17 protein-coding genes and 2 pseudogenes are annotated in these 18609 nt (G+C 69.5%); 10 read left to right on the top strand and 9 right to left on the bottom strand.

The window, feature by feature from the left end; translation table 11 throughout:
• Window positions 1–79 precede the first annotated feature (79 nt).
• On the bottom strand, window positions 80–568 hold the full coding sequence (locus AX669_RS04260; protein WP_062256846.1) for a DUF3995 domain-containing protein: 489 nt from the start codon (window positions 566–568) through the stop codon (window positions 80–82).
• A 27-nt stretch (window positions 569–595) separates the two neighbouring features.
• On the bottom strand, window positions 596–970 hold the full coding sequence (locus AX669_RS12945) for a dienelactone hydrolase family protein (RefSeq protein ID WP_131941803.1): 375 nt from the start codon (window positions 968–970) through the stop codon (window positions 596–598).
• A gap of 809 nt (window positions 971–1779) precedes the next feature.
• Here AX669_RS12945 and AX669_RS13575 point away from each other — a divergent pair.
• The 4 genes from AX669_RS13575 (at window position 1780) to AX669_RS04240 (ending at window position 5711) form a co-directional block, all read left to right on the top strand.
• A complete protein-coding gene (locus AX669_RS13575; protein ID WP_197418851.1) occupies window positions 1780–2529 on the top strand; it encodes a cytochrome P450 in 750 nt (249 codons plus the stop codon).
• Window positions 2530–2679: 150 nt separating this feature from the next.
• Complete coding sequence (locus AX669_RS04250) at window positions 2680–3213, top strand: GtrA family protein (RefSeq protein ID WP_006946334.1); 534 nt, start codon at window positions 2680–2682, stop codon at window positions 3211–3213.
• On the top strand, window positions 3210–3854 hold the full coding sequence (locus tag AX669_RS04245) for an NUDIX domain-containing protein (protein WP_062256844.1): 645 nt from the start codon (window positions 3210–3212) through the stop codon (window positions 3852–3854). Before AX669_RS04250 ends, AX669_RS04245 begins: the two co-directional genes overlap by 4 nt.
• A 183-nt stretch (window positions 3855–4037) precedes the next feature.
• A complete protein-coding gene (locus AX669_RS04240; protein ID WP_062256843.1) occupies window positions 4038–5711 on the top strand; it encodes a formate--tetrahydrofolate ligase in 1674 nt (557 codons plus the stop codon).
• 180 nt (window positions 5712–5891) lie between these two features.
• On the opposite strand, the gene AX669_RS04235 is transcribed toward AX669_RS04240, so the two are convergent.
• Window positions 5892–6335 (bottom strand): MarR family winged helix-turn-helix transcriptional regulator, encoded by a 444-nt coding sequence (locus tag AX669_RS04235; protein WP_006946314.1) that lies wholly within the window; start codon window positions 6333–6335, stop codon window positions 5892–5894.
• A 128-nt stretch (window positions 6336–6463) separates the two neighbouring features.
• Between AX669_RS04235 and AX669_RS04230 the strand changes: the two genes are divergently transcribed.
• Window positions 6464–6991, top strand: coding sequence for a DoxX family protein (locus AX669_RS04230; RefSeq protein ID WP_006946321.1), 528 nt, complete (start codon window positions 6464–6466; stop codon window positions 6989–6991).
• Between the two features lie 222 nt (window positions 6992–7213).
• Here AX669_RS04230 and AX669_RS04225 read toward each other — a convergent pair whose 3' ends face one another.
• From AX669_RS04225 to AX669_RS04205, 6 genes and pseudogenes are all read right to left on the bottom strand, one after another.
• Complete coding sequence (locus AX669_RS04225) at window positions 7214–8044, bottom strand: crotonase/enoyl-CoA hydratase family protein (protein WP_062256842.1); 831 nt, start codon at window positions 8042–8044, stop codon at window positions 7214–7216.
• A gap of 227 nt (window positions 8045–8271) precedes the next feature.
• Complete coding sequence (locus AX669_RS04220) at window positions 8272–8889, bottom strand: low temperature requirement protein A (protein WP_255356521.1); 618 nt, start codon at window positions 8887–8889, stop codon at window positions 8272–8274.
• A gap of 9 nt (window positions 8890–8898) precedes the next feature.
• A pseudogene (locus tag AX669_RS14045) lies at window positions 8899–9117 on the bottom strand (low temperature requirement protein A); the annotation flags it as partial.
• Window positions 9118–9294: 177 nt separating this feature from the next.
• Complete coding sequence (locus tag AX669_RS04215) at window positions 9295–9777, bottom strand: cysteine dioxygenase family protein (RefSeq protein WP_062256839.1); 483 nt, start codon at window positions 9775–9777, stop codon at window positions 9295–9297.
• 251 nt (window positions 9778–10028) lie between these two features.
• Window positions 10029–10703: a nitroreductase family protein gene (locus tag AX669_RS04210; protein ID WP_062256837.1), complete on the bottom strand. Its 675-nt coding sequence runs from the start codon at window positions 10701–10703 to the stop codon at window positions 10029–10031.
• A gap of 325 nt (window positions 10704–11028) precedes the next feature.
• Window positions 11029–11289 (bottom strand): annotated as a pseudogene (locus tag AX669_RS04205) (DUF4352 domain-containing protein); the annotation flags it as partial.
• A 642-nt stretch (window positions 11290–11931) separates the two neighbouring features.
• On the opposite strand from AX669_RS04205, the gene AX669_RS04195 reads away from it, so the two are divergent.
• From AX669_RS04195 to AX669_RS04175, 5 genes are read left to right on the top strand one after another with little or no spacing between them, the layout of a single operon-like run.
• Window positions 11932–14139 (top strand): hypothetical protein, encoded by a 2208-nt coding sequence (locus AX669_RS04195; protein ID WP_156444924.1) that lies wholly within the window; start codon window positions 11932–11934, stop codon window positions 14137–14139.
• A gap of 13 nt (window positions 14140–14152) precedes the next feature.
• Window positions 14153–15703, top strand: coding sequence for a GT4 family glycosyltransferase PelF (gene pelF / locus AX669_RS04190; RefSeq protein ID WP_160126259.1), 1551 nt, complete (start codon window positions 14153–14155; stop codon window positions 15701–15703).
• On the top strand, window positions 15700–17022 hold the full coding sequence (locus AX669_RS04185; RefSeq protein WP_131941815.1) for a hypothetical protein: 1323 nt from the start codon (window positions 15700–15702) through the stop codon (window positions 17020–17022). Before pelF ends, AX669_RS04185 begins: the two co-directional genes overlap by 4 nt.
• 5 nt (window positions 17023–17027) lie before the next feature.
• A complete protein-coding gene (locus AX669_RS04180; protein ID WP_160126260.1) occupies window positions 17028–17720 on the top strand; it encodes a spherulation-specific family 4 protein in 693 nt (230 codons plus the stop codon).
• A complete protein-coding gene (locus AX669_RS04175) occupies window positions 17717–18565 on the top strand; it encodes an endo alpha-1,4 polygalactosaminidase (RefSeq protein WP_062256826.1) in 849 nt (282 codons plus the stop codon). The genes AX669_RS04180 and AX669_RS04175 overlap by 4 nt, the downstream gene beginning before the upstream one ends.
• The last annotated feature ends 44 nt before the right edge of the window (window positions 18566–18609 follow it).

Genomic DNA, 18609 nt, shown 5'->3' with positions numbered 1-18609 from the left:
CGCAGCGACGGCGCCGTCGTCGTCGCCTGTTCAGGGGAGGCCGGGTGCGTGGCGAACCTCGCGAGCAGATGCGCCCGCTTCACTCCGCCGGCTGGCCCTCGCTGTGGCGCGTCGACCACAGACCCGCGGCGAGGCTTGCGCCCCACACCAGGAACAGCGGATCCCAGATCCAGGCGTGCCCGATCATCGCGGCACGGTCGAAGCCTCCGTCAGGGCGAACGGCGCCGAGCAACACGGCGTTGGCGAGCACCGTGTTCGCGCCACCCCACGCCACGAGCACGACGCTCCCTACCCAGCAGACGGGGCGCGTCAGACGACGCAGCGGCCAGCCCCGCCTCGCCAGCCAGAGCGGAGCGACCGCACTCACGCCCTTGACCAACGCCACCGGGTACAAGACCCACATGATGTCGGCGAACTGAGCCACGAAGCTGTCACCCATCGTCCACAACAACCCCCGCTCACCCAGCGCCCAGTAGAGCGTCACCGCGGCATGGATGACGCCGGCGAGTGCGGCGAGGACGAACCAGCACGACGCTGACGAGCGGCGACCTGACGGTTGGACGGTCACGCTCTCACCTGCCCGTCGAAGGGATGATCATGCCCGCTGAGTCAGCTGACGGTAGGTGCCGACGCTGCTGCCGGAACATGCAGATGGGCGTCGAAATAGTCGTGGATACGCTGCTAGGCGCGCTCGGCGTCGTCGCGGCTGCCGCCGAAGCCGGCCACGTGCCACAGCGGCGCGAGCGTCGGAATACAAATCGGGCACGATGACGACGTACCCCCACGACGCCATGCGTTCCGCGTGCGCACGCATGTCGTCGTTCACGCCGAAGATCTCCATCACCATGACGACGCCGGGCCACGGCCCGTCCCCGCCAGGGCGCGCAAGGTAGGCGGAGAGGCGCTCAGAGCCACCCTGCTGCCTCGAAGCCTGAGCCAGATCAACGGTGCGCATCAGGACGTCAGCCATGCCGTGACCGTACTCCAGAGGCCCCCACGCCCCGCTACGCCGCGACGTGAACATCGAACGAACACCCGTGCGACGAGCGGGCACAGCCGCGTCGAATGCGCCGTGCCAGAGCCGGAGCGGGCGACGTCCGCCGCCGATCAGCCGCGAGGTGTTCCGTCACCGCCCTACATCTGTAGTGTGACGTGAGACACGTTCACAGCCGTTGGAGGCCCCATGTCCACCCTCACCACTCGGATCCCCCGCCGCCTGGTCGAGCACGCCAAACCCGGCGTGCGCTGGAGCCTGCAGCACGCCATCCCGCGCAGGGCGCTGGTGCGCGTCGCGTCGCAGGGCGACCCGCAGGGGGTGCTGAGCACCGAGACGACGGGCCTGCTGGCGGAGGAGCTCGCGCCGATCCTCGCGCGCATCCGCAGTGGCGGAGCCATCGTGGGCGGCAAGCTCTCGACGCTGACAGGCGAGCACGACGCCGTCAACGAGGTGCTGACGAGCAACGACTTCCGCACCGGCTTCCCCGGCGACACCTCGCGCGCGGTCCGCGGCGCGCTGACGTGGGCGGCGAGCACGACGATCGGGCCGCTCGAGCCGCCGTCCCTGCTGGCCACGGACGGCCCCACGCACACGCGCAACCGCAAGCTCGTCACCCGCGTGTTCACCGCGCGCGCCGTCGAGGCCCTGCGCGAACGCACCGAGCAGGTCGCCACCGAGCTGCTCGACGACCTCGAGGCCGACGCGCGCGCCGGGCATGACGTCGGCTCGTCGCGCGCTACTGCGAGCAGCTGCCCGTCACCGTCATCGCCGAGATCCTGGGGGTGCCCGAGAGCGAGTACGAGACTGTGCTGCGTCTCGGCGGGCACGCCGCTTCGAGCCTCGACCTGGGGCTCGACTGGGCGACGTTCCGCCGCACCGAGAGCGCGCTCGACGAGTTCGACGCGTGGCTCGAGACCCACCTCGCCGCCAAGCGAGCGCAGCCGGGTGACGGCCTGTTCAGCGCGCTCATCCAGGCGCAGGACGACGGCGTCGGTCTCAGCGACCGGGAGCTCAAGTCGGTGGCCGGGCTCGTCCTCGCCGCCGGTTTCGAGACAACCGTCAACCTGCTCGGCAACGCCATCCGGCTCATCGTCGGCCACCCCGAGCAGCTCGCGGCGCTGCGCAGCGGCGAGGCGTCCTGGCTCAACGCCGTCGAGGAGACGCTGCGTTTCGACCCGCCCGTGCTGCTGACGGCGCGCACGGCGACGTGCGACACGCGCGTCGCGGACGTCGACGTCGCCGCCGGGACGCTCGTCGTCACCGTCCTGGCGGCAGCCAATCGCGACCCGAAGATCTTCGACGACCCCGACGCGTTCGACGTGCACCGCGAGAACGCGCGCGAGCACCTGGCGTTCTCGGCCGGGCGCCACTTCTGCCTCGGCGCGGCCCTGTCGCGGATGGAGAGCGAGGTCGCGCTGCGCGCGTTCTTCGACCGCTTCGACGTCGAACTGCTGCCGGGCGCCACCCGTCGGCCCACGCGCATCCTGCGGGGATACGCGACGCTGCCGGCGCGGTTGGCGGCGCGCGCCTGATCGGAAGGTACGACGAGAAGCACGCGAGGCCGACCGCGGCGCGATCGTCGCAGGTGCCGCGCACGACCCAGGCGCCCCGGCGGACAGCGCGGCCCCCGTCATCACCACCCTAGAATCAAGCGACCCCGACGTCAGCCGAAAGCAGCCTCAGTGACCATTCCCGACGCACCTCCCGGATCGACGAAGAGCCGCCGCATGATGGAGCGGCTGCTGGCCGCGCGTCAGCAGCTCATCAGCTTCGTCGTCGTCGGCGGGCTCGCCTTCGTCGCGGACGCCGGCGGGTTCAACGTGCTTCGCTATGCCGGCCCCGATGGGCACGGCATCATGTACGACCAGGCCGTCACGGCGAAGCTCGTCTCGACGGCGCTCGGCGTCCTCGTCGCGTGGCTCGGCAACCGCTACTGGACGTTCAAGGACACACGGCGCGAGCAGGTGCACCACGAGGTGCTCATCTTCCTCGCCGTCAGCGCCGTCGGCGGACTCATCGCCATGGGCTGCCTCGGATTCAGCCACTACGTCCTCGGCCTGACGAGCAAGCTCGCGGACAACATCTCTGCCAACGGCGTCGGGCTCGTGCTCGCGACACTGTTCCGGTTCTGGGGCTACAAGACGCTCGTGTTCGTCGCGGGCAAGCCTGCTGAGGACGTCGAGGTCGAAGCTATTGACGCACCGCCGGCCGCATGAGTGACGCGCACGGCGGGTGGACGACGACGGGCTCCCGCGAGGTCTACTCGAACCCGTGGATCGCCGTGCGCGAGGACGCCGTCCTACGACCCGACGGCGGCGAGGGCATCTACGGCGTCGTGACGATGCAGCATCCGTCGGTGTTCGTCGTCGCGATGGATGACGACGGGGCCGTGCTCATGGTGTCGCTGTATCGCTACGCGACGCGCGGCATGTCGCTGGAGGTCCCGGCAGGCGGGTGCGACGGCGACGACCCGCTCGACGCAGCACGCCGCGAGCTGCTCGAGGAGACCGGTTTCGTGGCATCCGAGTGGCACGAGATCGGGCGGATGAACGCGCTCAACGGCGTGTGCGATGCACCCGAGTTCGTCTATCTCGCAACGGGTCTGACGATCGGCGGCCGCGCGGACGTCGAGCCGCCCGGCAGCGTCGGTGCCCTGGGTGACGGCACCGTGGCCGACGCAGCCGACATCGCGAGCGCCACCGTCGACGTGGAAGCCGAGCAAGCTGCCGAGGGCATCGACGCCGTCCGCTTCGTACCATGGGACGAGGCGATGAGCCTCGTCCGTGACAGCACCATCAGCGACGGCGAGACCGTCGCGGCCCTCATGTACGCGGCACTCGCGACGGGGCGCATCTGAAACCCGGAGATCGTGTCCTGCGCGCCCTCGGAACGCAGCAGCACACTCCAACCCGGCCCACCCGTTCGCATCCGAACGACACCTTGCGTCAATCGCGCCCCAACTCGTCAGTAACGCTCTACCGTCGAGACGGACGCTCGCGCTCGGGCGTCCGACCTGCGCTTCACCAGACCCGAGGAAGACATGCCGACCGACGTCGAAATCGCCGCTGCCACACCGATGCTGCCGATCGAGGAGATCGCCGCGAAGATCGGCATCTCCGCGAACGAGATCTTCCGGTACGGCCCGCACAAGGCGAAGGTCTCGCTGCCATACGTGCAGGGCATGCAGCGACGCGAGGGCAGCAAGCTCATCCTCGTCACCGCGACGAGCCCGACGCCCGCCGGTGAGGGCAAGACGACGACCACCGTCGGCCTCGTCGACGGCCTCGCCCACATCGGTGAGACGGCCGCCGCTGCGCTGCGCGAGCCGTCGATGGGCCCCGTGTTCGGCATGAAGGGCGGCGCCGCCGGGGGCGGCAAGAGCCAGCTCAACCCGATGACGGACATCAACCTGCACTTCACCGGCGACTTCGCCTCCATCGCCGAGGCGCACAACCTGCTCGCGGCGCTGATCGACAACCACCTGCAGCAGGGCAACGAACTGGGCATCGACCCGCGCCGCATCACGTTCAAGCGCGTGCTCGACATGAACGACCGCGCACTGCGCGACATCGTCATCGGCCTCGGCGGCCCGACGAACGGCGTGCCGCGCGAGTCGGGCTTCGACATCGTCGTCGCCTCCGAGGTCATGGCGATCTTCTGCCTCGCCACGTCGATCGACGACCTCAAGGAGCGCCTCGGCCGCATCGTCGTCGGCCACACCTACGACACGGAGCCCGTGACGGCCGCCGACCTCGGCGCCCACGGCGCGATGACGGCACTGCTCGCCGACGCGCTCGCGCCCAACCTCGTGCAGACGCTCGAGGGCAACCCGGCATTCGTCCACGGCGGCCCGTTCGCGAACATCGCGCACGGCTGCAACTCGGTGACGGCGACGAACACTGCTCTCGCGCATGCCGATTGGGTCGTGACGGAGGCCGGCTTCGGCGCCGACCTCGGCGCCGAGAAGTTCATCGACCTCAAGTGCCGCTTCACCGGCCTGCGCCCCGACGCCGCCGTCCTCGTCGCGACGATCCGCTCGATGAAGTACCACGGCGGCGTCGCCGTCACCGACCTGACGAGCGAGAACGTCGACGCGATGCGCTCCGGCATGAGCAACATCGAACGGCACCTGCACAACCTGCGCGAGGTGTGGGGCCTGCCCGTCGTCGTCGGCCTCAACCGCTTCCCCAGCGACACCGACGCCGAGATCGCCGCGTTCGTCGAAGGCATCGAGAAGCTCGGCGCGCGCGTCGAGGTGTGCACCCACTTCTACGATGGCGGCGCCGGCGCGGCGGGCCTCGCGCGCGCCATCGTCGAGGCGACCGAGGGCGGCACGCCCGATCTCCACTTCACCTACGACGACGGTCTGACGCTCGTCGAGAAGGTCGAGAAGATCGCGACGACGATCTACGGTGCCGGCTCGATCGCCATTCCGCCGGTGGTGGCGAAGCAGATCTCACAGTTCGAGGCCGAGGGCTACGGCCACCTGCCCGTCTGCATCGCCAAGACGCAGAAGTCGTTCACGACCGACGACGCGATGCGCGGCGCCCCGTCCGGCCACGTGCTCGAGGTGCGCGAAGTTCGCCTCGCCGCCGGCGCCGGCTTCGTCGTGTTCGTCTGCGGATCCCTCATGACGATGCCCGGCCTGCCCAAGAAGCCCGCCGCGCTGGCCATCGACGTCGACTCCGAAGGCCACATCACCGGCCTGTTCTGACCAGCCTGTTCTGAACCGCCTGATCTGACCAGACGATTCCAGGCCTGCGCCGGGCCGGCCCTCGGCCGCCCCCGCCGTTCCGCGTCGCGTCGCGGCGCCGCCCGCCCTCTCGCGTGCAAGTGCACCCGGGTGCACTTGCACGCAGGTGCATGCGGGCGCATGGGTATAGGCGACGCGTCGTCAGGGAACGAGTTTGCGCAGGATCCGCGCGAGGTCGACGCGATCAGCCGCGTCGAGACGGTCGACGAATACCTCGCACACTCTCGCCACATGAGGGGGCGCGGCCTTCTCGATGGCTGCGCGCCCCTCACGCGTGATGACGACGCGCGCGCCACGCGCGTCCTCGGCCACGTCATGGCGCTCGACGAGACCACGCTTGGCCATGCGCGTCACCTGGTGAGAGACGCGGCTTCGTTCCCACTGCAACCCCGCGGCGAGTTCGGAGAGGCGACGTTGCCCGTCGGGTGCGTCGGTGAGATGAACGAGTACCTCGAAGTCAGGCTCGGAGAGGCCACTGGCCTTGAGGTCGCGCGCGATGACTACGTGCTGACGAGCATGAACACCCAGCCAGGCGCGCCACAACGCTTCCTCGTCGGAGCGCAGCCATCGACCGTCGTGATTCATACCACTCACCCTAGCGCCTGGTTGACACGTCACCTACCGAGCATGCCAAGCTTTAGGTGACACATCACCAACCTTGTGAGGGCCGATGCGCACCACCGGCAACCTGTTCACCCTGCCCGCCCCGATCCGTGACGCCGGGCTCCTGCTGGCCCGCGCCCTGCTCGGAGCCGTCCTCATCCGCCCACGGATGGCAGAAGCTGCACACGAACGGCATCGACGCCACCACCGCGATGTTCGAGAAGATGAGCGTCCCGGCGCCGCACGCCTCCGCATGGTTCGCGGCCCTCACCGAACTCATCGGCGGCGGCATGCTCGTGCTCGGCGTGCTGACGCCGCTCGCCGGCCTCCTCGTCGCCGTCGACCTCGCCGGTGCCTGGTGGTTCGTGCACCGCAGCCACGGCGTCTTCGTCGACGAGAGCGGTTGGGAACTCGTCGCCGCCCTCGGCCTCGCCGCCTTCGTCTTCGCGATCGTCGGCCCCGGCCGCTGGAGCGTCGACGGCCTGCTCAACCGCCTGCGCAGCCGCGGAGCCACCAGCGACGAGAGCCGCACTCCCAACGCCCTCACGCACGAGGACACCGCCGCGCGCGGCGCTCACGTCGCCGGCGCAGCCACCGACGGTACGGCTGACGACACGCGCGCGACGGCGCCGGCCTGAGTCTGCTCCGAGCCGGCGGCCCCACCCGCCGTACCGAAGAGACGAGGCCCCCGACCTGCACGAGCAGGATCGGGGTCTGGCGCGTCAGAGCCCGGCGCTGACGACGATGGGAATACTCACGCAGCGACTCGGTGGCCGATCGTCGAGGTAGACCCGACCCCAGCGGGGACGAGGGCGCTCACAGGTCGGTCAGACATCACGCCACTCAAGGCAGGACGCGGCTCAGGGCAGAACGCGCGGGCTGTATTTCGCCGCGCGAGCTTCGGCCAGCTGCGCCTGCTTGGCGCCGGCCTTCGCGAACGCCGCCTTGCGCGCCTTCGCCGTGTTCTGCGCCATGAGCAGGACGAGCTGTTCGGCGCGCTCGCGCCGGAACGTCGTGCGTGCCGACGTGTTCCATGACCGGTTGAACAGACGCTTGGCGGCGGCCAGCTGGTCGGGAGACTTCTGCGTCAGCTCGTGCGCCAGATCCATCGCCGCGGCGAGCGGGTCGTCAGCCACCTCCGACGCGAGGCCCAGTTCGACCGCGCGTTCACCGGAGAGCATCTCGGCGGTCATCGTCAGCTTCTTCGCGACGTCGATGCCGACGAGTTCCTTGAGCGACTGCACGCCCGACATGTCGGGAATCAGCCCCCACTTGCCCTCGAGCACCGCCCACTGTGCATCACTTGTCGTGTAGCGGTAGTCGCCGGCGAGCGCGATCTGCAGCCCGCCGCCGTAGCAGTGCCCGTGCACCGCGACGATGACGGGCACCGGCACGCGCCGCCACGCCCAGCAGGCCTCCTGGAACGTGTTCGTGCCACGCCACGGACGCGGCAGGAAGACGGGCACGATCTTCGCTGGCTTCGCCATCACCTCACCGAAGTCGAGGCCCGCGCAGAACGACCGCCCCTCCCCCGAGATGACGACGGCGCGCACCCCCTTGTTGCGGCGCACGTGATGCGCAGCGGCGACGAGCTCGCCGAGCATCGGCAGCGTCAGGCCGTTCAACTTCTCCGGACGGTTCAGCTTCACGTGCGCGATGCCGCCCGTGATCGTCGTCTCCACATTCGCCATCCCGCCAGCCTAGTGACGCGACCCGCCCGCGTGGGGCGATTCGTCGACGACGGCACGCGACGTGGCGTGCGGGCACGGATCCGGCGCAGCCATTCCGAGCACCGGGCCCAGACGTCACGACACGTCGGCGCGACGGCGGTCGACCTCGTGCCCTCGACCCCGAGGCTCTCAAGGACGTGCGCCTCGTGCTGGGCACCGGAGAAGAGTTCGAACGCGATGACCATGATTCACGGCACGATCGTGCAGATCGCGAGGACGACAGCGAGCGAGACGCCGTGCGCGGCGAGGAACACCGCGAAGCCGAGCACGACGAGGGCGAGCGCCAGGATCGCGGTGTGCAGGCCCGCCCACAGCTGCGTCGTGAAGTAGTAGGCGAGAAACAGGCCGACGACGAAGACACCGACGGGCACCGCCAGCGCCGCCGCGGCGACGACGGGGTCGACGTGCATGCCCGAGACGTTCTCGAACGCCTGCGTCATGACGTGCAGACCACCACCGACGGCCGCGAGCACCGGCCAGATGAGGAAGTGTGGCTGTACCCGAACCCGAACGAGCGGCTGCGGCGTCGGTGCAGCACCGCACCGAAGTTGGGGATGAATTACGCCCACCAGAACCCGAACGCGGCGGCCGCTGATGGCGACGAGCACGGCGCCCGTCCAGTCGATGCCCTGGCCCTCGGTGTCCTTGATGCCCGGGAGCGTCAGGACGGTACCCGTGACGATCTCACCGATCGTGATGATCGTCAGCAGGCCGCGCCGTTCGACGATGTGATGCGCGTGCCATGGCGTCCCGGTGCCGCGTTCGGCGACGGCGGGCCCGGCGAGTTCGATGGGCGTCACGAGCATGCCGAGCGTGAAGATGACGACACCGATGATCTGCACCATCGTCAGCAGCCGATACAGCCAGTCGTCGGTGTCGTAGGCACTCGCGAACCATGAGTAGTCGATCCACGCCCAGATGAGGCCGAAGCTCGTGAAACACAACGATCCGACGCCCGCCGCGATGTGCCCGTGCGAGTGCGCGAGCTGCGACGCGCCCGTGGCGACGGCGAGCGTCAGGTCGAAGAGCAGCTCGAGCGTGCTCGCGACGCGTCCACCCTCGTGCGGTCGCGCCCGCTCATGGGGCGCAGACGCGAACGCAGACTGTCGGGACCGACACGACTGGGCGCGGCTTCACTCATGCGCATCATGTGACGGCAGTGCGACGCCGCCCCGCGCCATGCCCACTTCGACTCCTGGCGCGTCCGCGGCTCAGGCGGCGATCTCGACGAGCGAGCCGTCCACCACCTCGTACGTGCGGGCCCCGACGAGCGACGGCGCGTAGGCGTGAACGCTCAGCGCCGGGGCATCGCCGACGGGGGCCGTGCGGTGCACGAGATCACCGGCGAACGTGCGGCTCTCCCCCGCCTCGACGATCGCGCTGACGGTGGTGCCGCGCACCCAGCGCTTCTCGCGCAAAGCTCCCTTGACGACGACGAACGCGCCCGTCGCGCGCCCGTGGTCGTGCCATTCGCTCGTCGACCCGGCCGGCCAGCTGATCGCCCACATCTGCAGGTGCGGCGTGCTCGCGAGCTCGACGCGGCGTCGCTCACCGCCGTCGGGCAGGTCGTCGAGGTGCGCGGCGAGCGACTCGTCCGAGGCGAACAGGCGCGCGACGCGCATGAGTTGCTCGTCGGTGAAGCTCGTGATGCCGGGGGCATCGGCTGCGGTGTCGGGTTGCGGGTGGCGGTTCATGCTGAGGCTCCGAGAGCTGGGGGTTGGCGTGAAGGGCGCCTGATGGGGCGCGATGGTGGCCTGATGAAGAGCGGGTAGGGCACGCCGACGGTGCGTCGTGGCCCTCCCCGACCTGACGACTTGTCCCCCCACCGTCTCACGTCGAACGTCGACGGTGGGGGCAGCGCGCCGACGAAGTCGCGTCGACTGCGCGTGTTCGCGGCGAGCGAACCCGAGCAGCACGAGCCAGCGCGTCGCGTCGGGGTCGTCGATCAGTCGAGTTCGAACGCGACGTCCGTCAGCGAGCGGCGGCGACGCGGCTTGTTCTCGCGCTCGATGTTGGCGGTGAGGTCGTATTCCTCGACGCGGCCGGCGAGCGTCGTGACGGCGGCGTGCTCACCGTCGCGTTCGGCGTCGGGCCAGGCGCGGCCGACGGCGATGCCCGCCATCGGCGCCCATGCCTCACCGAACGCGGCTCGCGTAGCGATGGCGTCGTGGTCGAACCCGGCGAACTGGTGGACGGCGAGGCCCATCGCGTGCGCCTGCAGCGTCAGGTACGCCGTCGCCTGGCCCGTGTCGTGTGCGGCGGTGGCACCGAAGACGAACTCCTTCGACGTCTCCGGCAGCTTCGCAACCTGCACGAACGAGACGGCGAGCATCGACGCAGCCGGCGCCCAGCGTCGATTGCCGCGCGCGAGCGTCTCGACGATGGCGGTGAACGTCGGGTCCCACTCGTCGCCCTGACGGCGACCGACGAGGTAACGGTAGGGCTGCGAGTTGCCGGCGCTCGGCGCCCAGCGGGCCGCGTCGAACAGCGTCGCGAGGTCGGTGTCGGAGAGGTCGTACGTCGGATCGAACACGGCCGGGCTGCTGCGGCGGGCGACGACGTCGAGCACGGCGTCGGCCGGGGCCTCGCTCGTCGAGGGGAGAGCATCGTGAAGAGTCATGCCACCACCCAAGCACGTCGCGCTGACAAGCACGGAATCCCGGCGCTGTGGGGAGGCTGAGAGTGCTGCGGAACGGAAGCGCCCGCCACCGCGGATGCGATGACGGGCGTCTCCCTCTTCCCCAAGAGTCCTGCCGCCGATGCGTGCCGGTTCAGGCGTGCAGGGAGCGGGCGCGGCGCCGGTGGGTAGAACACCGGGCGCCGCCGAACGTCGACGCGGGAGGGGTCGCGCGGCGTTCAGGTCGATGGGACGAGGGGGTCCGAGAGCTCTGCGCGGGGCGTGATGTGGGGATCACGCTGCGGCACACGGCTTCAGGGGTGAGCCTTCAGAGGGAGGCTTCGACGCCGTTGGAGAACATCGAGTCGTGCAGGCGCACCTTCGTCAACTTCGTGCCCTTCGGCGCGTCGAAGACGAGGATGCCCTTGAGCGTGTTGCCGGGGTTGATCTCGGTGTAGAGGGTGTCGTTGCCCTCGATGTAGATGGTGCCGTCCGAGGTCGCCTCGTAGCCGACCCCGTTCGCGTCGTAGGCCTTCTGACCATCGGCCATCATCGTCTCGGCCTCGGTACCGACGTTCTTCACGGTGACGTGGACGGCTGCCCTGAGCCTTCTTGTTCACGTACTGGCTCCCGATGCTGGGGACGTCGCGCTCGACCTTGGTGATCGTGAATTGGGTTCGAGCGTCTCCACATTGGCTCGCTGACGTTCATCACTCCGGCGAGGTTTGACCGTGTTCACCACATCGATGGAGTTCAATCGCCTTCACCACGCGCTCGACCTTCAACCGCATTTCATCCGGACGATTCTTGGAGCTACGACGAGCCGCTCGATCGAACGACCTCTCGCCTGATCATTCACGGGCCGTCACGTAGATCCCTCATGCGCCGCCATCGGTGGCGAATTGGCACATCGAGACCGTCGGCAGATTCCTTGACCCAGGACGAACGTGATTGAAATCTCAATCACAGCCTACCGCTCGACCGCGCGGCGATTCACACGTACGTCCAACTTGGCGCCACAATTGGGCAAACGCCTCGCCGAACGCGCGGACACACCCACCAGCGTCTCGGCGGTGGAGCCCCCACCCGTCTCTGCACAGCCACTTCACCCGATGGGCGAGATCTCAGTCTGATATTTCACATATCATAGGCGCGGGTCTCACCCTCGGTCCGGCCTCAGCCCGACACGATCGCAGCCGTATCTCGGCCAGCCGCAAGGAAGCAGAAGTACATGAACGCTCGCCCGGTTCGCGCACCCCTGCGCGCCACCACGATCACGACGACGGCCGCCATGGCCCTTTTCGCCACGGGAGTCGCCGCCCTGGCCACGCCCGCTGCCGCAGCCACCCGCCCCGTGGAGATCCAGGCCACCGTCCTGGTCCTCGACGACGGACAGCCCATGGTGGGCGCCATCGTCGACCGCCTCAGCAAGGAGGGAGTCGCCTACCAGAAGATCGACCTCACCTCCGCGTCCCGCCCGCAGCTGACGCCGTCCTTTTTCGCGAGTCAGGGGTTGCTCACGACCCGGGCGAAGTTCATGGGTGTCGTGACGCCCAGCGCCGAACCGGCGAGCCTCACCGCCGCCGAGCGGGCCACCCTGGCGCGATACGAGAGCACCTTCAAGGTGCGCGAGTTCAGCGCGTACAACTGGCCCAGCGCGGGCATCGGCCTGGAGAACCAGTACAGCGGCGCCGTCGACGGCATGGCCGCCGACCTGTCCGGCGCAGCGAAGACCAACGGCTTCGAGTACCTCAAGGGATCGGTCACGTTCGACGACCTCTCCCCCGGTGTTTCCGAGAGCTACGGATACATCGCGAAGAAGGCCGCCACGAGCAACGGCGCCACCTATACGCCGTATCTCACGCTCCCCGTGCCCGGAACGGGCAACAGCGGCTCCCTCCTCGGCGTCTACGCCAAGGACGGGCGTGAGCAGCTCATCAGCACCGTCGCGTCCAACGCGTCGCAGCAGCACTGGAAGGTGCTCTCGCACGGCATCGTCTCGTGGTTGACCCGAGGCATCTCGACGTCCTACTCGCGCAACTTCTTTGCGGTCCAGGTCGACGACGTCCTGCTGCCCGACGCCGAGTGGAACGCCGAGGGCAACTGCACCGTCGGCGACGACTGCAACCCCGCCACCTACCCGGAGACGGCGCCCGGCGCCACCTCGCGCATGACGGCCCAGGACGTCGACCAGCTCGCCGCCTGGCAGCGCACCAACGGCGTCAAGCTCGACGTCGCCTTCAACGGCGCGGGTGCGGCCGACCAGAAGGCCGAGACCGGCTCCGACGCCCTCGAGGCGTCGTTGCTGGCCAACAAGAACGAGTTCCGCTGGATCAACCACACGTGGTCGCACCCCTACCTCGGCTGTGTTCACGACGACTCGACGACGCCGTGGCAGTGCGCGAAGACGTCGACGGGTGGCATCAACTGGGCCTCGCAGGCCACGATCGCCTCCGAGATCAGCAAGAACGTCGCGTACGCCAAGACGAACACGCTGCCCAACTTCGACGCCGCGAGCCTCGTCACCGGCGAGCACTCGGGTTTGAAGTCGCTGCCGCAGATGCCGGCCGACAACCCCTACCTCGCGTCGGCCCTGACGCAGCAGCGCATCAAGTGGATCGCCTCGGACGCCTCGCGCGAGAGCGAACCGCGCGTCCTCGGCTCCGCGACGACCGTGCCGCGCCACCCGATGAACATCTACTACAACACCTCGACGAAGGCTAACGCCGTCGACGAGTACAACTGGCTCTACACGAGCCGCGCCGACGGCGGATCCGGGCTGTGCGAGGACAACCCGGCCACGAGCACGTGCATCACGCCGCTGACGCAGGACGGGTTCGACTCCTACATCGTGTCCAAGGAGAAGCAGATCGCCCTGGGGCACGTGCTCGACAACGACGCCCGCCCGCACTACGCCCACCAGAGCAACCTGACGGGCGACCGCATCCTCTACCCGGTCGTCGAGGGCATTCTCGGCTCCTACCGCGGCGTCTACGCCGACAACGCTCCCATCGTCAACGTCACGACGGCCGAAGCGGGCACGCAGCTCGTGCGTCAGCAGACGTGGCGGGCCAGGAGCTCGCAGGTGCAGGCGACGATCTCCGGCACCAAGCTGCAGCTGTTCAACAACTCCTTCTCCGCGATCGACGTGCCCGTGACGGCACCGTCCGGCACCCGCTCGGGCCTTTCGACGTTCGGGCAGAGCTACGGCGGGCAGTCGTCCGACTGGGTGCGCCTGCGCGGCCTCGGCCTCAAGACGTTCACCCTGCCCACCGCGACCGGTTTCGCCACGAGCGCCTCGTGGGACACCTCCGCCGCCGCGACGCCCGCCACCCCGAGCGCGCCTGCCCTCACACCGGGCACGGCGAAGGACGGCACGTCGACGCGAGTGATCGCCCAGCCGGTCGCGGACAGCGACCTGATCGCGGCCGCCGGCTGAGACCCGCATGCACGTGGCGTTGCTGAACGAGGGGACGTACCCGGTCGTGCACGGCGGGGTCAGCACCTGGTGCGACCAGTTGGTGAAGAACCTACCCGAACACGAGTTCTCCATCGTGACGCTCACCGGCACGCAGCACGAGAGCGTGTGGTCGCTGCCCTCCAACGTCCGCTCGTTCCAGGCCAAACCCATGTGGGGTGAGGTGAGGCGTCGGTGGTCGTTCGAGGCGCTGCGAGCCTGGGGTGAGTCGTCGGAGATCGACTCCGCCTACCGCCAGTTGTGGTCGGCCGTGTTGCCACCTGCAGGTCGCTCGGTCGACCTGCAGGCGGCGACGGCAGGGCTGCGCGTCCTCGCTGCCGAGTACGCCCAACCCCTCATGGCGCACTTCACGGGCGGCCTGGGGACGAAGGCGCTCATGGGCGCCTGGGCGTCGCACGTGAAGGGCACGGGCCTACCACCGCTGTCGGGGTCGCAGGCGGCGGACGTCTCGCGGCACGTCGACCGTTTTCTCGCGGTGCTCAACGTGTCATGGCCGAGCGTCGACCTCATCCACGCCACGACGAACGGTCCGGCAGGGCTCATGGCACTCGGCCGGCACTGGCGGGACGGCACACCCATCGTCCTGACCGAGCACGGCGTGCACCTGCGCGAGCGCTACCTCGCGCTGCGCGCCGCGAACTTCCCCTGGACCGTGCGCTACGCCCTTATGGCGATGACGCGCGCCGTCTGCCAGACCGTCTACAACCACTGCGAACTCATGACGCCCGTGAGCGAGTTCAACGCAGGATGGGAGCGCGAGCTCGGAGCGAAGGCGCAGCGCGTCATCACCGTGCCCAACGCCGTCGACGCCACGGCCTTCCCACCCGTCGAGGGCGAGCCGGACGTGCCGACCGTCAGCTTCGTGGGTCGCATCGACCCGCTGAAGGACCTGGCCACCCTCATCGAGGCGTTCGCGATCGTGCGCGACTCGGTGCCGGATGCCCGCCTGCGGCTCTTCGGCCCGACGCCAGCCGGCAACGAGGCCTACCGGGCGGAACTCGACGCGCTCGTCGTCGCATGCGGCCTCGAGGCGAGCGTGACGTTCGAGGGCGCGGTGCCCTCGGCCCGACCCGCGATCGAAGCGGGCCACGTGGTCGCCCTGTCCAGCATCTCCGAGGGGCTGCCCTACACCGTCATCGAGTCGATGATGTGCGGCCGCGCGACCGTGAACACCGACGTCGGAGGAGTCAACGAGTGCGTCGGGCGCGACGAGACGTGCGGGCTGCTCGTACCGCCACGCGACGCCCAGGCCCTGGGTGAGGCGCTCGTGCGCCTGCTCGTCGACGATGCGGAACGGCAAGCCATGGGACGCCGTGCGCGCGAGCGCGCCCTGTCGACGTTCGACCTCGCGAAGTTCACCGCACGCTACCGGTGCATCTACCAGCGCAGCGCCGCCACGGTGCCCGAGGCAGACCTCGACGACGTCCGCCGCGCCCTCGAGGCAGCCGACTCGAGCGCCACACGTGAGGACGCCGCCGCGACCCACGCCGCACCCACCACCACGGAGGCCGAGTCGTGTCGATGACGCTCAAGGAAGCGACCGGGACGAGGGCGACGGGCGACGACGAGACGCACCCCGAGCTCGCCGCCTCGGTCGACAACACCGTCGACCTCTTCGACGCCGCCGCTCACCTCGAATCGATGGGGTTCGGGGGCCGCAGCTCGGTGCGCCACGGCTATGCGAACACCTTCGCGCACGCTGACGCGCTCGTGCGCACGCGCCTGGCCGGCGCCGTCGTCCTCACGGGCCGCGAGCGCACGGACGAGGTGCGCACGTGGAGGCGGGCCTGGAGCCAGGCGCTCGCCCGATCCCTCACGATGCTGTGCGGCGTCCTCATCTGCATCGCGACTGTCACGTCGTACAACACGAACGCCGTCTTCACGGCGGGCGCCGTCGGCTGGCTCGCGGGGCAGCTCGTCAGCGCGACGATGTGGCAGGGGCTGTCCTCTGCGAGTCGCCTCAAGGCGAAGGTGAACGGCGCCTGCGTCGGCTCCGTCTCCCTCCTGCTCTCCGCGGGCGCCTGCCTCGTCGTGGATTCGTGGGTGCCGCTGCTGTGGGCCCTGTGGAGTTGTGCGATCTCGGCTCTCGTCGTCATCGGTTCGCCCGTGCAGCTTCTCGTCGCCGTCCTGCCCTGCGCCGCGCTGACGGGGGTACTGCTCGTCGTCGAACCGGGCGCGGCAACGGTCGTCAGCCGCGTCATCGTGGTCGGGTTCGCCGCGGTGACGGGGTACATCGTCACGAGCGCAGCCCGGGAGCAACAGCAGCGCGCGCGAAGTCTGGCGCGCGAGGTGCTCCATCCCGTCCTGGCGTGGAGCACCCTTCAGACGCTCGCGCTCATCACCCAGTTGATGGTGCTCGTCGCCCACGTCGGCAACGCGTTCACGCTGCCCATGGCGATCGCTGGTCTCGCGGCCTCCGCGGCCTGCGAACCGGTGCTCGACAGTGCCCTGCTCGGCGCGAAGCGCCTCGCGTTCCTCACGGACAGCTGGCGTCAGTTGCGGTGGATGACGGCCGGGCTCGGCATTCTCGCCGTCGGCCTCGTCTGCGGCGTAGGGCTCATCGCCGCGTTCTGCATGCTCGCTGCCGCGGGCGGTGACCGCAACGACGCCCACGTCTTCCTGCCCGCCGTGCTCATCACCGCCCTCGCCACGACCGGCTCCGGCGTTCAACTGCGCACCGGCAACGCCCTCGGCGCTGCCGCAGTGGCGGTGGGCAGCCTCGGCCTCGTCCTCGTCTGCCTGCCCGCCGGCGACGCCGTCGGCCTCCTCCTGGCCTCGCTCGTCCTCTTCGTCACCGTCAGCGCCGTCACGGCCCGACGCACCTCCCACTCCGCGAATTGGTGACCCCCGTGTTCCACGTCCTTCAACCCACCCCGGCCGTGCCCTGGTACATCCACCCCGCGCAGGCTCCGCTCGCCTGGCAGCGCCTCGCCGAGGGCGCGTTCGGTTTCGGCTTCGTCGTCGTCAACATCGAGAACGGGCCCGGCCGCGGACCACAGGATCCCTACTACCGCGAACCGCTCGCGCGCGGGCTCGCCACGACGACGGTCGGGTACGTCAACGTCGGCTACGGCCAGCGCCCCTGGGGTGACGTGCTCGAGCAGGTCGAACAGTGGCAGCGGTGGTACGGCATCCACGACGTCATGCTCGACTGCGTCCCGTCGCAGGATCGTCAGGGCGCCTGGTCGGTCGAGTGGATCGACGCGCTGCGGCGTGCCGGGGTCGAGCACGTCATCGCCAACCCCGGCGTCGTGCCAACGCGACGCCTCGTCGAGACGGCCGACGTCACCTGTGTGGCCGAGGCTGCCTGGCAGGACTACGCCCACCTGCAGATGCCCGAGTGGTTGCAGGCGGTCAGCCCGCACAAGCAGTGGCACCTCGTGCACGGCGTGCCACCCGAGCACCTCGCCTCCGTGCCGGCCCTGGCCGCGAGCCGCGGGGCGCACTTCAGCTGGGCCACCGACCGTGGCCTGCCCAACCCGTGGGACGTGCTGCCCGCGCCGTACGCCGACTGTCACCCTGAACTCGTGAAGGCACGATGAAGACCTCGCTCCCCGCAGCGGGCGCGCTCGTGCTCGCGCTCACGACGAGTGCGTGCGCGGCCACGGACGACCAGGCCCTCCCGCCGTCCGCGAGTGCCGCCGGAACGGCCCCGAGCGCCGCAACGTCGAACGGCAAGCCGGGCGCCACGTGGTGGAAGCCCGCGCGTGGGCAGAGCTGGCAGATCCAGTACAGCGGCGCGCTCGACACCTCCGTCAAGGCATCGGTCTACAACCTCGACTGGGAGGGGACGAGCACGAAGACCGTCACCGCTCTGCACCGGCGCAACATCAAGGTGATCTGCTACATCAACGCCGGCGGGTACGAGCAGTGGCGTCCGGACGCGAAGAAGTTCCCCGCGTCGACGCTCGGCAAGCCGCTCGATGACTGGCCGGGCGAGCGCTGGCTCGACGTGCGCCAGCGCGCCAAGCTGGCGCCGATCATGGCCAAGCGCATGGACGTGTGCAAGGCGAAGGGCTTCGACGCCGTCGACCCTGACAACATGGACGGTTACGCCGCGACGAGCGGGTTCCCCATCAAGCAGTCCGACGCCGTCGCCTACCAACGTCAGCTCATCGCCGACGCGCACAAGCGGGGCCTGGCGATCGGCCTGAAGAACAGCCTGGAAATCCTCCCGCAGTTGCAGACGAGCATCGACTTCGCCGTCAACGAAGAATGTGTCGCCTACGACGAGTGCGACCGCTACGCGCCGATGCTCGCGGCGAACAAGCCTGTCTTCAACGTCGAGTACTCCGGTTCCGCGGCCAGCGTGTGCTCGCGCGTGCCCAAGGGCATGAGCACGATCATCAAGCCCCTCGAGCTGACGGCCAAGCGCACCGCCTGCTGACGTACGCTCGGGGCTGCCTCGGACGTGCGGGCCTGAGCGCACGC

It is taken from the genome of Dermacoccus sp. CCH2-D9, from assembly GCF_001556795.1.
GTDB lineage: Bacteria > Actinomycetota > Actinomycetes > Actinomycetales > Dermatophilaceae > Dermacoccus > Dermacoccus nishinomiyaensis.
The sequence above is the reverse complement of the archived record's forward strand: the minus strand, read 5'-3'. Positions and strand labels throughout refer to the sequence as shown.

Bases quoted from the DNA above. Each gene is read 5' to 3' on its own strand.
- AX669_RS12945 (WP_131941803.1), bottom strand. From the start codon at position 970: ATGGCTGACGTCCTGATGCGCACCGTTGATCTGGCTCAGGCTTCGAGG.
- AX669_RS04245 (WP_062256844.1), top strand. From the start codon at position 3,210: ATGAGTGACGCGCACGGCGGGTGGACGACGACGGGCTCCCGCGAGGTC.
- AX669_RS04240 (WP_062256843.1), top strand. From the start codon at position 4,038: ATGCCGACCGACGTCGAAATCGCCGCTGCCACACCGATGCTGCCGATC.
- AX669_RS04235 (WP_006946314.1), bottom strand. From the start codon at position 6,335: ATGAATCACGACGGTCGATGGCTGCGCTCCGACGAGGAAGCGTTGTGG.
- AX669_RS04225 (WP_062256842.1), bottom strand. From the start codon at position 8,044: ATGGCGAATGTGGAGACGACGATCACGGGCGGCATCGCGCACGTGAAG.
- AX669_RS04220 (WP_255356521.1), bottom strand. From the start codon at position 8,889: ATGCTCGTGACGCCCATCGAACTCGCCGGGCCCGCCGTCGCCGAACGC.
- AX669_RS04215 (WP_062256839.1), bottom strand. From the start codon at position 9,777: ATGAACCGCCACCCGCAACCCGACACCGCAGCCGATGCCCCCGGCATC.
- AX669_RS04210 (WP_062256837.1), bottom strand. From the start codon at position 10,703: ATGACTCTTCACGATGCTCTCCCCTCGACGAGCGAGGCCCCGGCCGAC.
- AX669_RS04195 (WP_156444924.1), top strand. From the start codon at position 11,932: ATGAACGCTCGCCCGGTTCGCGCACCCCTGCGCGCCACCACGATCACG.
- AX669_RS04185 (WP_131941815.1), top strand. From the start codon at position 15,700: ATGACGCTCAAGGAAGCGACCGGGACGAGGGCGACGGGCGACGACGAG.
- AX669_RS04175 (WP_062256826.1), top strand. From the start codon at position 17,717: ATGAAGACCTCGCTCCCCGCAGCGGGCGCGCTCGTGCTCGCGCTCACG.